Here is a 15045-nt window from a genome sequence, read left to right as displayed (position 1 = left end):
TGTACGCCCTGGTCGAGCACTACGCGGTGCAGGCGGGCCTCGCGGCCGATATAGCAATCGGGCATAACCACGGCCTCCGTGATCGCCGAGTAGCTGTTCACTCTTACGCCCGAAAAGAGCAGGGCGCGGTGGAGCGATGCACCCGAGACGATGCACCCGCCAGCGATGAGCGATGAGGTGGCGGCGCCGCGGCGGCCGTCTTCGTTGTGGACGAACTTGGCGGGGGGCATGACCTCCGCATAGCTCCAGATCGGCCAGTCGCGCTCATAAATGTCGAGCTTGGGGACCACGTCGGTCAGGTCGATGCTCGCCTCCCAATAGGCATCGATCGTGCCGACGTCGCGCCAATAAGCCTCTGGCTCGCTCTCGGCGCGTACGCAGCTCTGCGAGAAGAGGTGGGCGACCGCTTTGCCGTGCTTGACGACATAGGGGATCAGATCCTTGCCGAAATCATGGCTAGAGTTGGCGTCGGCCGCGTCGCGGCGGAGGAGATCGGCCAGAAACTTGGTCCGAAAGACATAGATACCCATCGATGCCAGCGCGGTTCCGGGCTTGCCGGGCATCGCGGGCGGATCGGCGGGCTTCTCGACGAACTGGACGATGCGGCCCTTGGCGTCGACCTGCATCACGCCGAAGCCGGTCGCTTCCATCCGAGGCACTTCGAGACACCCCACGGTCACGTCGGCGCCGGCATCCACATGCTGCCGCAGCATCAGCTCATAGTCCATCTTGTAGACATGATCGCCGGCCAGGATGATCATATATTCGGGGTCATAAGCCTCGATGATGTCGAGGTTCTGATAGACGGCGTCGGCCGTCCCTTCATACCACTGCGTTTCCGACACGCGCTGGCTGGCGGGCAGGATATCGAAGCTCTCGTTACGTTCGGGGCGGAGGAAGTTCCACCCGCGCTGGAGGTGGCGGATCAGCGAATGCGCCTTGTACTGCGTCGCGACGCCAATGCGGCGTATGCCCGAATTGAGCGCGTTCGACAGCGCAAAGTCGATGATGCGCGCCTTGCCCCCGAAATAGACGGCGGGCTTTGCGCGCCGGTCGGTCAATTCGTAGAGCCGGCTGCCGCGCCCGCCGGCAAGCACATAGGCCATAGCGTCGCGCGCAAGGGGCTGGCTCCGTCGATCGCTTTTCGAAACGCTTCCGGCCATCACTCTCCCTCCAGCATCAGGGTCGCGAGCGGCGGCAGAACGAGCGATGCCCAACCGTCCTCTCCCGCATCGACATAGCCCTGGTTTCCGACATTGCCGCCACCATAGAGAGCGGCGTCGCTGTTCAATATCTCGAGCCAGCGCCCGCCATGCGGCAGCCGCAGCCTGTATCCACCGTGCAGCACGGGCGTCATGTTCGCGACGATGACGACGGGCTTCTCGCCGGGCGCGTTGCGCTGCCAGGCGAAGACCGAGCGCTCGGCATCGTCGGGGACCAGCCAGGCAAAGCTCTCCGCCTCGCAGTCGCGGGCATGGAGGGCAGGGCGCTCGCGATAGAGGCGGTTGAGGTCGCGGACGAGCAACTTGACCCCGGCATGGGCGGGGGCATCGAGCAGATGCCAGTCGAGCGCGCGCTCCTCGCTCCATTCGGCGCGCTGGGCAAATTCCTGGCCCATGAACAGCAGCTTCTTGCCGGGATAGCCCCACATCAGCGCGTAATAGGCGCGGAGATTGGCGAATTTCTGCCAGTCGTCGCCGGCCATCTTGGTCAGCAGCGATCCCTTGCCATGGACCACCTCGTCATGGCTCAGCGGCAGGACGTAATTTTCGCCAAAGGCATAGAGCAGGCCGAAGGTTATGTCGTCATGATGATGGCGGCGATGCACCGGGTCGCGCGCCATGTAGCGCAGCGTGTCGTGCATGAAGCCCATATTCCATTTGAAGCCGAAGCCCAGGCCGCCTTCGTGGACCGGGTGCGAGACCTTGGGCCAACTGGTCGACTCCTCCGCGATGGTAAAGCTGCCGGGATGCTGGCGGTAGAGTTCGCGGTTCATCGCCTGGAGAAAGGCGACCGCCTCCAGATTTTCGCGCCCGCCTTGCTCATTGGGAATCCATTCGCCGTCCTTGCGCGAATAATCGAGGTAGAGCATCGACGCGACCGCATCGACGCGCAGCCCGTCGACATGATATTTCTCCGCCCAGAACAGGGCGTTGTTGACGAGAAAGGCGGCGACTTCGCGTCGTCCGAAATTGTAGATCGCGGTGTTCCAGTCGGGGTGGAAGCCCTTGCGCGGGTCTTCATGCTCATAGAGCGCGGTGCCGTCAAAACGGGCGAGACCATGTGCGTCGGTCGGGAAATGGGCCGGCACCCAGTCGAGGATCACGCCGAGCCCCGCCCGGTGCGCGCCGTCGACGAAGCGGGCAAAGCCTTCCGGCGGGCCGAAGCGCGCGGTCGGCGCGTAGAGGCCGGTCGTCTGATAGCCCCAACTCGGATCATAGGGATATTCGCTGATCGGCAGCAACTCGATATGGGTGAAGCCCATCTCGACCGCATAGGGGATCAGGCGGTCGGCGATCCGGTCCCAGTCGAGGAAGCCGCCATCCTCGGCGCGCTGCCACGACCCGAGATGGACCTCATAGATCGACATGGGTTGCCGGCGCGCATCCGCACGGCGCCAATGGTCGCGGTGGACATGATCGCTCCAGCGATGCCCAAGGGGAGCCGCCGTCAGCGACGCATTGGCCGGGCGCAATTCGCTGCGAAAGGCGAAAGGGTCCGCCTTGAGTGGCAGAAGCTCGCCATCCGCGCCGACGATCTCATATTTATAGGGCTGGTCCTCGCCCAGATCGGGCACGAAGATTTCCCAGATGCCGGTGTCGCGGCGGAGGCGCATGACATGGCGGCGCCCATCCCAGTCGTTGAACAGGCCGACGACCGACACCCGCCGGGCGTTGGGCGCCCAGACGGCAAAGTGCATGCCGGTCGCCCCTTCATGGTCGATCCGGTGCGCGCCCATCCGGTCGAACAGGCGAAGATGCGATCCCTCGGCGATGTAATAATCGTCCATCGGGCCCAGCACCGGCCCGAAACTGTAGGGATCGGCCATCGACCAGTTCGCGTCCCCGGCGGACAGGCTGTAGCGCAGCGGGCGGGGCTTGCGGATCGACAGGCGCCCCTCGAACAGGCCTGCGGGATGCAGCCTGGTCAAACTGCCGATCCGACGTCCCTCGAGGTCCGACGCTTCGGCTTTTTCCGCGCCGGGCGCAAAAATCCGCGCGATCAGTCCACGATCAGCCTTGTGAACGCCGAGCACCGCGAAGGGATCGGCATGGCGGCCTTCGACCAGGGCGGCAATCTCGTCAGGGGACAATAAGGTCACGCGATCGGCTGCCTCGCTTGCTCCCTGGGGAGCCGGGACACCATCATGGGCGTCGTCGGGCCAGGGGGCAACACGGGATCAAAGCACGCCCCAGATTTCATGGGCATATTGGCGGATCGTGCGATCGGACGAGAACCAGCCCATCCCGGCGACATTGCGGATCGCCATCGCGTTCCACGCGTCGCGATCGTCCCAGATCCGGTCAACCCTGCGCTGGGCGGCGGCATAGCCGTCGAAATCGGCCGCGACCATGAACCAGTCATGCTCGTAGAGGCCGGCGATCAGCGCCTTGTACCGATCGCGGTCGTCGGGTGAGAAGACGCCGCCCGAAATGGCGTGCAGCGCCTGACTCAACTCGCGCGAGCTCTCGATGATGGCGCGTGGTTCGTGGCCTTCGGCGCGTGCCTTGCCAACCTCGTCGGCGGTCAGGCCGAAGATGATCATATTCTCATGCCCGACATGGTCGCGCATCTCGACATTGGCGCCGTCGAGCGTGCCGATAGTCAGCGCGCCGTTGAGCGCGAATTTCATGTTGCCGGTGCCCGATGCCTCCATACCAGCGGTCGAGATCTGCTCGGACAGGTCGGCGGCGGGCATCATCATCTCGGCCAGCGAGACATTGTAATTGGGGACGAAGGCGACCTTGAGCAGGCCCTGGACGGCGGGATCGTGGTTGATCACGCGGGCGACGTCGTTGGCGAGTTTTATGATCAGCTTGGCATTGTGATAGCTGGGCGCGGCCTTGCCCCCGAACAGCTTTACGCGCGGGACCCAGTCGCGCTCGGGATGCGAGCGGATCTGGTCGTAGAGCGCGACCGCCTCAATGATGTTGAGCAGCTGCCGCTTATATTCGTGGATCCGCTTGATCTGCGTATCGAACATCGCGGCGGGATCGATTTTCAGCCCCATGCGCTCGCGCAGCAGGTTCGAGAGGGCAACTTTCTTGGCGAGCTTCACCGCCGCGAATTTCTCGCGGAAAGACGCATCATCGGCAAAGGGCGTCAGCGCCCGCAGCGCCTCCGCGTCGTCGAGGAAAGCGTCGCCGATCGCCTCGCGGATCAGGCCGGTCAGCTCGGGATTGCACTGCATCAGCCATCGGCGCGGCGTGATGCCGTTGGTCTTGTTGTTGATCCGGTCCGGATAGAGCCGGTGGAAGGCTGCGAAGACGGTTTCCTTCATCAGTTCGGTGTGGAGCGCCGACACGCCATTGACGCTGTGCGACCCGGCAAAGGCGAGGTTGCCCATCCGCACGCGCCGCTCACCCGCCTCGTCGATCAGCGAGATCGCCGAAATCGCGCCATCATCGAACCCATGGTCTCGCCGCGCCTCGATCAGCAGCTTGGCGTTGATCGCATAAACGAGCTGCATGTGGCGCGGAAGCAACTGCTCGAACAGGTGGATCGGCCAGCTCTCCAGCGCCTCGGGCAGCAGCGTGTGGTTGGTATAGCCGAAGGTCCGCCGGGTAATGTCCCATGCCTCGTCAAAGTCGAGATTGTGCAGGTCGATGAGGATCCGCATCAATTCTGCGACCGATACGGCCGGGTGGGTGTCGTTGAGCTGGATCGCCGCCTTGTCGGGCAGGCTGCGGATGTCGCCGAAATATTGGATGTGCCGCCGCACGATGTCCTGCAGCGATGCGGAGGAGAAGAAATATTCCTGACGCAGGCGCAGCTCCTGACCGGCCTGGTGCGAGTCCGCCGGATAGAGGACGCGGGTCAGTGCCTCGGCCTTGTTGCTCTCGCGCAGGGCGCCGATATGGTCGCCGGCGTTGAACGCGTCGAGCAGGATGGGGTCAATCGGCTGCGCGGTCCACAGCCGCAGCGTGTTCACGCGCTTACCGCGCCACCCAACGACAGGCGTGTCGAAGGCGGTCGCGATGATCCGGTCCTGCGGCTTCCAGCTCCGCGCATGATCGCCGCTGCCGTCGGCCGCCGCGAGGTCGACGACACCGCCGAAACCGATCTCGTAGCTGGCCTCGCGCCGCTCGAATTCCCAGGGATTACCATGGGCGAGCCAGGTTTCGGGCAACTCGACCTGCCAGCCGTCCGAAATCTCCTGCCGGAACATGCCGTTCACATAGCGGATGCCATAGCCATAGGCGGGTACGTCGACCGAGGCCAGCGACTCCATGAAACAGGCAGCGAGCCGGCCAAGGCCGCCATTGCCGAGCGCCGCGTCGGGCTCGAGTTCGCGGATCAGGTCGATGTCGACGCCGAGCGAGGAGAGGGCCTCGCGCATCTCGTCCATCAGCCCGATATTCGAGATGGCATCGCGCATCAGCCGGCCGATCAGGAATTCCAGGCTGAGATAATAGACACGCTTGCCGCCGGCTTCGTAGGTTTCGCGCGTCGTCTCGATCCAGCGGTCGATGACGCGGTCGCGGATGACCAAGATCGAGGCCGCGAGCCAGTCATGGCTCTTGGCGGCGGCGGCGTTCTTGCCGATCCGATAGGTCAGCCGTTCGATGATCTCCTCGGCAAGCGCCTCCGGCTCGGTGCTGCGCTGGGCGGGCTTGGGCAGGGTGGCACTGCTGTTGGCGCGGTTCATGATCGCGACTCCCCGAGGCTATGTGTTTCGTGCTTGAGTGTATCGCGCCGGAAGCCCGTCGCAACTGATTTGCTGCACTGCGACAAAATCGGCGTGGTCAGGCGGATTGCCGGTTTTTGCGCATCAGGAACCAGACCGGCAAACCCAGCACCAGCAGGAGTGCGCCCCACAGATTGGCTTCGAGGCCGGCGCCGACCAGCGCCCACAAGCCATAGACGCCGGCCGCGACCGCGACCCAGCGCTTGACCCCGCCGATGCGCAGCGCAGCGGCTGCGACGACGATGTACATCACGAGCGCCGCCGTGGTCGCAATCAGGGCGACGAAGGTGAACAGGTTCACCGTCGTCTTGCTCGCATTGAGGGCGAGGATGGCGGTGACGAGCCCGCTCGACAGCAGGTGCGCGCGCACGGGGACGCCATTCGGTGCGAGCTTGGCGAGCCCCCGAGGAAAGACGCCGCCTGCCGCCATCGCCGCCGGCATCTCACCCTGAAGCAAGATCCAGCCATTGAGCGCGCCGAGTGCGCTGATCATCGCGAAGGCGGCGACGATGTGCGCGGCGTTGGATCCCCAATAGCGCCCGATCACGTCCGCGAAGGGCGCCGCCGACCGTGCGGCGGCCTCGGGTGCAAGCAGCAGGATGACGGCGGTACAGGCAAACAGGTAGATCAGCCCCGTGACGGCGGTGCCACCGAAGGTTGCGCGAGGTATGGTCTTTTCCGGCTCGGACACCTTGCCGGCCGGAACCGTCGCGGATTCCAGTCCCAGAAAGGCCCAGAGGGTGAGGGTGCCCGCCGTAGTGATCGCGGCCAGCCCAATTTCGGGACGGTGCGGATCGGGAAGGGACAGACCGCCCTGGGGAGCGGCGATGGCGGCGATGATCACCACAGCGATCAATGGCAATATCTTGAGGAGGGTCGAGACGAGTTGAACCCAGCCGGCATTGCGGGTCCCGCTGATGTTGATCAGGGTCATCGTCCAGACGAGCAGGATCGTGATCGCGGTCGACCATAGCGCATTGCTGGCAAGGGCGGGAATGAAGGACGACAGGTAACTGACCGTCGCGACCGCGATCGCGCCGTTACCGACGAACAGCGATATCCAGTAGCACCAGGCGATGAAGAAGGCGACGTCCTTGCCGAAAGCCGCCCGCACATAGACATAGGGGCCGCCCGCCTGCGGCATCTGCCGGCACAGGCCGGCGAACACCGCAGCGATGGCAAGACTGCCGGCGATGGTAATGCCCCAGGCGGGAATGACGTTCCAGCCATAGGGCGCCAGGCTCGCCGGCAGCATGTAGACGCCGGACCCGATCATATTGCCGACGACCAGCGCGGTCGTCATGACGAGCCCGAGGGGACGGGCGGCAACACCTGTCGGTGCGCCGCCCGCGCTGTCCTCCTGCCTCAATATTCGAAGCCGATCCGGAGACCCAGGGTCTGCGGCCGCACGAAATAGGCGTAGGGCCGGATCGTGCACTGGCCGCAAGGCACCGCGCGGGTCGTCTGGCCACGGCTATCGAAGGCGTTGGTGAGGAACAGTTCGGCGTTGATCGCGCCGAAGTCCATGCCCGCCGAGAAGTCCGCCGTCGTGTAGGAGGGCAGGCGACCGACAGCATTGGCGAAGGCCGTGCGCAGGTCGGACGAGGCCGAACTGGCATGGGTGACGACGCCCTGGACATGCGCCTTGTTCGCACCGACGGTGAAGTCGTAGCGGGCCGTGCCGGTGGCCTTGAACTTCGGCGTGATCGGCAGGCGGCTGCCCTTGGCCGTCAGGATGGAATTGCCGGTAGCCGGATCGCAGACCCCGGTGGGATCGTCCGCCGCGCAGAGATTCTTGCGCGTCTTGGCATCGAGATAGGTGCCGCTGGCGACCAGGGTCAGACCCTGGATCGGCCGCGCGGTGATGTCCATCTCAATGCCCTTGATCCGGGCGTCGGGCCCGTTCCGGATCTCTGTGAAGCTGTTGGCCCCCAGATAGGAGAACTGGAACTTCTTCCAGTCTTCCATGAACACTGCGCCGTTGAAGCGCAGCTTTCCGTCGAGCGTCGTGAGCTTCCAGCCGAGCTCATAATTGGTCAGATAATCGGCGCCATAAGGCGGCACCGTCGCGCGACGGTTGATGCCGCCCGGACGGAATCCGCGCGACCAGGTGGCGTAGAGCAGAGCGTCGGGGGTTACCTTCCACGACAGGTTCAGGCGGTGGGTCGTGCCGTCGCCCTTGGCGTGCTTGGGCTTGACCGTATTGCCCGAAACATCGCCAAGATTGGTGCAGGGCGATCCCCCGATGATCGGGCCCAGGAAGGCGCCGTTCGCATCGCGATAGCAGGCAGCGACGCCGGTGCGTCCGCTATAACCGGTGCCGAAGCCGAAGAAGCCGAACAGCGAGTTGTCATATTTGAAAACGCGCAGGCCGCCGGTCGCGGTCAGGCTGTCGGTGATGTCGTAGCTGACCTCGCCGAACGCGGCATAGTCGCGGTCGACGCGCTTCTGGTTGGTCAGCCAGATGGTACCAGGGAAGCCGTTGACCGACGTGGCGGGATCCAGCCCGAAGATCTGGTAATCCTGAAGGATCGCATGGGTTTGCCGCTGATAGAACAAGCCGCCGATAACACGGAACGGCTTGTCGGACGGAGACGCCATGCGAAGTTCCTGACTGTGCTTCTTGTACCGGTCATTGCCCAGAATGTGCTGCGACGGATCGATGAAGGCGCCGGCACTGTTGGTGAAATAGCTGGCGAAGCTGCCGCCGGTCTGGGCGTAGAGAATGTCATAGGCGACCGCATAGTCGGTATAATCGCTGAACTGGTTGATTTCGCGATCGAGATAGGCCGCCGCATAGGTCAGGTCGAAATCGGCGATCTTGCCTTCCACCGTCAGCGCGGCCTGCCAGAAGCGGTCGTTGCGATATTCGTCGCCGAAATGCTGGACCTGCAGATCGCCCACCTGCTGGTCCGAGCCGAAGAAGCCCTTGGCCTTGGTCTTCTGGTAGAGGAAGGTCGGCGTCACCGTCCAATCATCGTCCAGGTCGATCTGCAGCGCGGCGCGACCGCCATAGCTTTCGACCGTGTTGTAATCCTTGTCGACATCGGCCGTGTTGTTGATCGTCACGCCGCTGGTGAAGCTGCGCGTACCGGGGACATTGTCGATGAAGCCGGCGTCCTTCTGGTAGAAACCGACGAGGCGGATCGCGACATTCTCGCTGATCGGCTGGTTGACATAGCCTTCGAGCTTTCCGCCGGTACCGCCCTTCTTGACGTTGTTGATCTCGGCATCCGCGCCGGCCGCGAAGCCGCCGGTATCGGGCTTGTTGGTGATGATGCGGATCGTACCGGCCTGCGACGATGCGCCGTACAATGTGCCCTGCGGCCCCGACAGCGCCTCGATCCGCGCGACGTCGTAGATGTGGACGTCGAGCGTGCCGCCGATCGTGGTGATGGGCTGTTCGTCGAGATAGACGCCGACGGAAGGCAGCGAGCCCGAATGGTTGCCGTCGCCGCCGCTGGCCACGCCGCGGAAATAGACGGTCGTGCTGCCGGGTTGGTAGCTCTGGAAGCTGACGCTGGTCAGCAGCTTCTGATAATCCTGGAAGCTGGAGACGTTGTAGCGTTCGAGTGTCGCGGTCCCGAGCGCGGTGATCTGGACCGGCACATCCTGCAGATTTTCGGACCGCTTCTGCGCCGTGACGATAATCTCGCCGTCATCGGTGACGGCCGACGACGGCGCCGCTTGGGCGAAAACCGGCGTCAGGGCGGTGGTCGCCATCACCGCAGCGCATGCTCCGGCAAACCCCCGAAGCCGCTTCACATTCATGTCTCGCATTGCAAACCCCTTTTTGTTTCGTTCTTCTGCAATTGTATTTTCTGTTGTTCTTATCTCTTGGCATAGTCCTCGGGCAGGCTGCCGAGCGCTTCGACCAGCGGTCCGAGCCGGTCGACGAAACGCTGCCACTGGTCGACCGCGTCGCGGAAGATCGGCTGCCGCACCTGCTCCGAACTGGGCGTTCTGATCGCGCGCTCGGTCTTGTGGAACTCGAGGCATGCCGGCTCGAAGGGCAGGCCGGCGAAGGCGAGCAGGCTGGCGATCTGCGCAACGGAATCGTCCACCATGTCTTCATAGAAGACGCGATGCACGGTGCCCGGCAGCACGCGATCGAAATAGGCCATCAGCCGCACATAATCGGCATAATAGCGGCCGAGGTCGGCAAGATCGTAGCCATAGGCCTGGCCGCGTGCGAAATTCTGTTTGAAGACCGACCAGCAATTGCCGATGGGATGGCGCCGCGTATCGATGATCGTCGCGCGCGGCAGGATAAGGCGGATGAGGCCGACATGCGCCCAGTTGTTCGGCATCTTGTCGATGAAGCGCGGCCGGTCGCTGTGCCGCTGCACGCGCGTCCGCTCCATATATTCCTCGCCCAGCGCCCGCACTTCGTCGGGCGACAGCTCGGCCAGCTTCTCCGGATAGAGCGAGGGCTGTCCGCGCCGGGCATGACCGCTGAGCCGCTTGGCGATCGCGCCGATGTCCGGCAGCTCCGATGTGCCCTCGACCGCGCTGTGGCTGGCAAGGATCTGTTCGAGCAGCGTCGAGCCCGAGCGCGGCATGCCTAGGATGAAGATCGGATCGCTGGCGTCGCAGCCCCAATCGGCGCGCTCGGCAAAGAATTCCGGTGTGAAGAAGGCGATCGCCCGGTCGACCTGCTCGCGCGTGTCGTCGGCATGATAGGGCACCATGCTACGGCGCAGAGTGTTGCCGGCGAGATAATGGTCGAAGGCGGGACTGTCCTCCCCCCGGTCTTCATAAGCCTTGCCCAGCGCGAAATCGAGTTGTGCGCGATCCTCGGGCCGAAGCGCAGGCGAGGCGAGCGCCGCCTGCATCGCGGCGATGTCGGCATCGTCGAAACGGAAGGTCTTGAGATTGGCGAGGCTCCACCAGGCTTCGCCGGTTTCCGGACGCAGCGCGACGGCGCGGCGATAGGCAGCAATGGCCTCCGCCGTCCTGCCCACCGTCTTGAGGCCATGCCCATGGCTGAGCCACAACCAGGGATGCCCGTCATGCTCGGCCAGCAGCTTTTCATAGAGCGCGATCGAACGGTCATGCTCACCCAACTGCGCCAGTACCGCCGCCTGCAGATTGAGCGCGGCCCGGTCCGCCGGATTCTTGGCCAGCAGGCGATCGACTTCGACCGCGGCGTCGGCGGGGCGGGCCTGGCGAAACAGGATCAGGGCGAGATTGTGCCTAGCCGCATCGAACTCCGGTGCCAGTTCGAGTGCCCGGCGCAGCAATGTCTCGGCATCACGATAGCGCCCGATGCGTCCCGCTACTTCGGCCAGCATCCGGATCGCGGCGATGTCGGTCGGACGCTCGCGCAGCGTCTGCCGCAGCAAGGCTTCCGCCGTCGGGATATCGTTGGTGACGAGTGCATGGCCTGCCTCGATCAGGCGCGGATCCGTTGCGGCTGCGGCCAGTTCGCGAGCGGTGGCGGCCTGCGCGGCGGCATCGTCCCCGGCGGCGCGGTGAAGCTCGGCGATCATTCGCCAGGCGGGGGCATGGTTCGGCGCCAGGGCGACGAGGCGGTGGGCTGCCGAAAGCGCTCCTTCCGGATCGCCGGCACGCTGGCACGCCTGCGCCAGCAACATCAGGGCGTCGGGCTGGCGCGGGATGACCTTCAATATCTCGCGCGCCTGTTCGGCGGCCATCGCGGGCGCGTCGCCAAGCATGCTGCGGGCATGACCCAGCGCCGTTTCGAGATTGGACGTCGTCGCTGTGGCCCCTGAACCCACGCACTGCCCCACAAGCTGTAGAAGCGACAGAAAAAACCGGAGCGGGGGGAGTGTCAACAAGGATGTTAGCTGTTGCGGAACGTGGTTCGTCGCCGCAAAAGGTCGTGATGCAAAAGACACAGTCAGGGAGATCGATGATGCGTCACGCCTTGTTTGCCGGAGCCGCGGCAATCCTGTTTTCGGTGGCCGGTCCGGCCGCTGCGCAGGACGCGAAGCTGGTCGCGATCAAGGCCGGGCGGCTCGTCGATACGGTCAGGGGCGTCGTACTGACCGACCAGGTCATCCTGGTTTCCGGCGGCAAGGTGACGGCGGTCGGCCCGGCGGCCTCGACGACCATTCCGGCGGGTGCGGCGCTGATCGATCTGTCGGCGAAGACGGTCTATCCGGGCCTGATCGACACGCACACCCATGTGACCGGCGACCCGACGACCGGCCCTTATGAAAGCTACCATCTGTCGGTCCCGCGTCAGGCAGTGACGGGAGCGGCCAATGCCCGCAAGACGCTGCTCGCCGGCTTCACCGCCATTCGCGACGTCGGCTCGTCGGGCTATTCGGACGTCGCCCTGCGCGACGGCATCGATGCTGGCGAGATTCCCGGACCGCACATCTTCGCCTCGGGCCCAGCGCTGGGCATCACCGGCGGCCATTGCGACGACAATCATCTGGCGCCGGAGTATAAATATGAAGGCGAAGGTGTCGCCAACGGGACGGACGCCGTCCGGGCAGCCGTACGGCGCAACATCAAATATGGCGCCGACCATATCAAATATTGCGGCACCGGCGGTGTCTTCTCGCGTGGCGACAAGCCGGGTGCTCAGCAATACACGCAGGAAGAAGCCAATGCGCTGATCGCCGAGGCGCATCTGCACGATCGGCCGGTCGCGGTACACGCCCATGGCGCCGACGGCATCAAGGTCGCGATTCGCGCCGGCGCAGACTCTATCGAACATGCGAGCCTGATTGACGACGAGGGTCTGAAGATGGCCAAGGCCGCAGGGACCGTCCTGTCGATGGACATCTACAACACCGAATATACCCAGTCGGAGGGGCGCAAGAACGGCGTGCCTGAGGAATCGCTGCAGAAGGATCGCGACATCGGCGACATCCAGCGCGAGAATTTCCGCAAGGCGGTCAAGATGGGGATCAAGCTCAGCTACGGCACCGATGCCGGTGTCTATCCCAATGGCGACAATGCGCGGCAGGCGGCGATCATGGCGCGATATGGGATGACGCCCATGCAGGTGCTGCAGTCTGCGACCGTCGTGGGCGCCGCACTGGTGCGCAAGCCGACGACGCTCGGTCAGATCGCGCCCGGCTTCTCGGCCGACATCGTCGCGGTCGACGCCGATCCGCTGGCCGATATCCGTGCGATCGAGAAGCCGAGCTTCGTGATGAAGCAGGGCGACGTCTATCTGGGCGACGCAGCGATCTGCGCCGCCGCGCCGTCGCGCTGGGGCTGCGCTGCGCCCGCGCGCTGAGCGCTACATTGCACCGGGCGCGACGCTTTTCTGCGCGTCGCGCCCTAGATGCAATTGAATTGCAATAGTTCTTTCATGCTGACGTCACCCTGAGCGTTGAGAGGCGCCTCCCATAGGATTTCGAGGGAGGCAGATATGTTCAGGGGTCTGTTCGGCGCGAGCCGGGCCGCCATCGCGCTCGGGCTGATGGCATCGGGTGGTGCCATGGCCGGCACCATCGTCGGCGTGGTGTCCGACGCATCGGGCACGCGCGTACTGGAAAGCGCTCAGGTGCGCATAATCGAACTAAAGCGGGTCGCCGAAGCTGGGCGTGACGGTAGCTATGTCTTCGCTGACGTTCCGGCAGGCACCTACACGATTGAGGCGCGCTATGTCGGCGCGGCGACGGTAACGAGCAGTGTGGTAGTGCCCGAGACCGGAGACGTCCGCGCCAATCTCGCCCTCGGCGGCGATGAGGCCGGGTCGATCATCGTCATCGGTCAGCTGGCGAACCAGGCGAGCACCCTGTCGCGCCAGCGTGCCGCCGATGGCGTGGAGAGCGTCCTGACCCGCGACGCGATCGGCCAGTTCCCGGACCAGAATGTCGCGGAATCGCTGCGCCGCCTTCCGGGTATCAACATCCTCAACGATCAGGGCGAGGGCCGCTTCGTCTCCATCCGCGGCCTCGATCCGGAGCTCAACGCCTCGACCATCAACGGCGTCCGACTGCCGGCGCCGGAATCGGACGTGCGCTCGGTCGCGCTCGACGTGATTTCCAGCGACATCATCGAATCGATCGAGGTGAAGAAGTCGCTGACCCCAGACATGGACGCCGACACGATCGGTGGTTCGATCGACATCAAGACGACCAGCGCCTTCGACCGGAAGAAGGACCTCTACAAGATCTCGGCCGAAGGCAGCTATAACGAGCTGACCGACAAGACGTCGCCCAAGGGCAGCTTCGACTTCTCGACCCGCATCGGCGAGGATTTCGGAATTTCCGGCGGCCTGTCCTATTATCGCCGCCGCTTCGCGACCGATAATATGGAGATGGATGGCTGGGACATCGACGATGCCGGCAACGCCTATGCCGACACCGTCGAATATCGTGACTATGACGTCACGCGTAAGCGCATCAGCGCCTCGCTGTCGTTCGACGTTCGCGTCGGCGATTACACCAAGCTCTATGCCCGGGGCCTTTACAGCCAGTTCGATGACCAGGAATATCGCCGCCGCCTGACGTTCGAAATGGACGAGGCGCCGAGCAGCAGTACCGCCAATGGTGCGACCTTCCTGTCCGACGACGGCGAGATCAGCGTCCAGCGCGATCTGAAGGACCGCTTCGAATCGCAGAAGATCCGCACGCTGTCGCTTGGCGGCGAAACCGACACCGGCGTGTGGAAGGCGGTCTATTCCGCCAGTTGGGCCAAGTCGAGCGAGCGCGAAAATGGCTCGATCGACCCGATCGTATTCGAGCGCAAGTTCGAGGATCCGGGCGAGCTCGGCGTCACCTTCGACTATAGCCGCCCAAAGTTCACCGGCTACAGCATCACGACTGGCCAATCCGCGTTCCTCGACCCATCGGAATATGAGTTCGACAAGGTCGAGCGCACCACGCTGAGCGATTCCAGGGATGAGGAGTTCGCGATCAAGGGCGACCTGTCGCGCGAATTCGTGATGGAGAACGGCGTCTTCACGCTGCAGGCCGGTGGCAAGCAGCGCTGGCGCAAGAAAAGCTACAATGCGCAGTTCGACATATATGACGGCTACCCAACCGACCTGACGCTCGAGGACTTTCTGGGCGAGCAGGATTACGGCCTGGCATCGATCGACCCGGTTCCCGCCAAGCGCAGCTTCCGCCGATTCTTCTCGAACAATCTCAGCTCGTTCGAGCTCAACGATCTCGACACGATCCAGGCGTCGGCCGAGTCCGATTACA

Annotated in this window: 8 protein-coding genes; 2 read left to right on the top strand and 6 right to left on the bottom strand. The window is 64.2% G+C overall.

Translation table 11 applies throughout. The features are described from left to right. From glgC to KAY22_RS15675, 6 genes are all read right to left on the bottom strand, one after another. On the bottom strand, nucleotides 1–1106 hold a 1106-nt coding region (glgC, locus tag KAY22_RS15700), incomplete at its 3' end, for a glucose-1-phosphate adenylyltransferase (RefSeq protein ID WP_296624343.1). 56 nt (nucleotides 1107–1162) lie between these two features. Further along, the gene (gene glgB / locus KAY22_RS15695) at nucleotides 1163–3322 is read right to left on the bottom strand and encodes a 1,4-alpha-glucan branching protein GlgB (RefSeq protein WP_296624342.1); all 2160 of its coding nucleotides are present in this window, start codon (nucleotides 3320–3322) and stop codon (nucleotides 1163–1165) included. A 78-nt stretch (nucleotides 3323–3400) separates the two neighbouring features. Next, complete coding sequence (locus tag KAY22_RS15690; RefSeq protein WP_296624341.1) at nucleotides 3401–5869, bottom strand: glycogen/starch/alpha-glucan phosphorylase; 2469 nt, start codon at nucleotides 5867–5869, stop codon at nucleotides 3401–3403. Between the two features lie 97 nt (nucleotides 5870–5966). Beyond that, nucleotides 5967–7211, bottom strand: a complete 1245-nt coding sequence (locus KAY22_RS15685; protein WP_296624340.1) for an amino acid permease — start codon at nucleotides 7209–7211, stop codon at nucleotides 5967–5969. Nucleotides 7212–7273: 62 nt separating this feature from the next. After that, nucleotides 7274–9688, bottom strand: a complete 2415-nt coding sequence (locus KAY22_RS15680; protein ID WP_296624339.1) for a TonB-dependent receptor — start codon at nucleotides 9686–9688, stop codon at nucleotides 7274–7276. Between the two features lie 50 nt (nucleotides 9689–9738). Beyond that, on the bottom strand, nucleotides 9739–11649 hold the full coding sequence (locus KAY22_RS15675; protein ID WP_296624338.1) for a tetratricopeptide repeat-containing sulfotransferase family protein: 1911 nt from the start codon (nucleotides 11647–11649) through the stop codon (nucleotides 9739–9741). Between the two features lie 134 nt (nucleotides 11650–11783). On the opposite strand from KAY22_RS15675, the gene KAY22_RS15670 reads away from it, so the two are divergent. Continuing rightward, entirely contained in the window at nucleotides 11784–13127 is a 1344-nt protein-coding gene (locus KAY22_RS15670; RefSeq protein ID WP_296624337.1) for an amidohydrolase family protein, read from the top strand. Nucleotides 13128–13262: 135 nt separating this feature from the next. Beyond that, nucleotides 13263–15045, top strand: a 1783-nt coding sequence (locus tag KAY22_RS15665) for a TonB-dependent receptor (protein WP_296624336.1), incomplete at its 3' end; no start/stop codon positions are given.

This window comes from Rhizorhabdus sp. (genome assembly GCF_018006725.1).
Taxonomy (GTDB): domain Bacteria; phylum Pseudomonadota; class Alphaproteobacteria; order Sphingomonadales; family Sphingomonadaceae; genus Rhizorhabdus.
The sequence above is the reverse complement of the archived record's forward strand: the minus strand, read 5'-3'. Positions and strand labels throughout refer to the sequence as shown.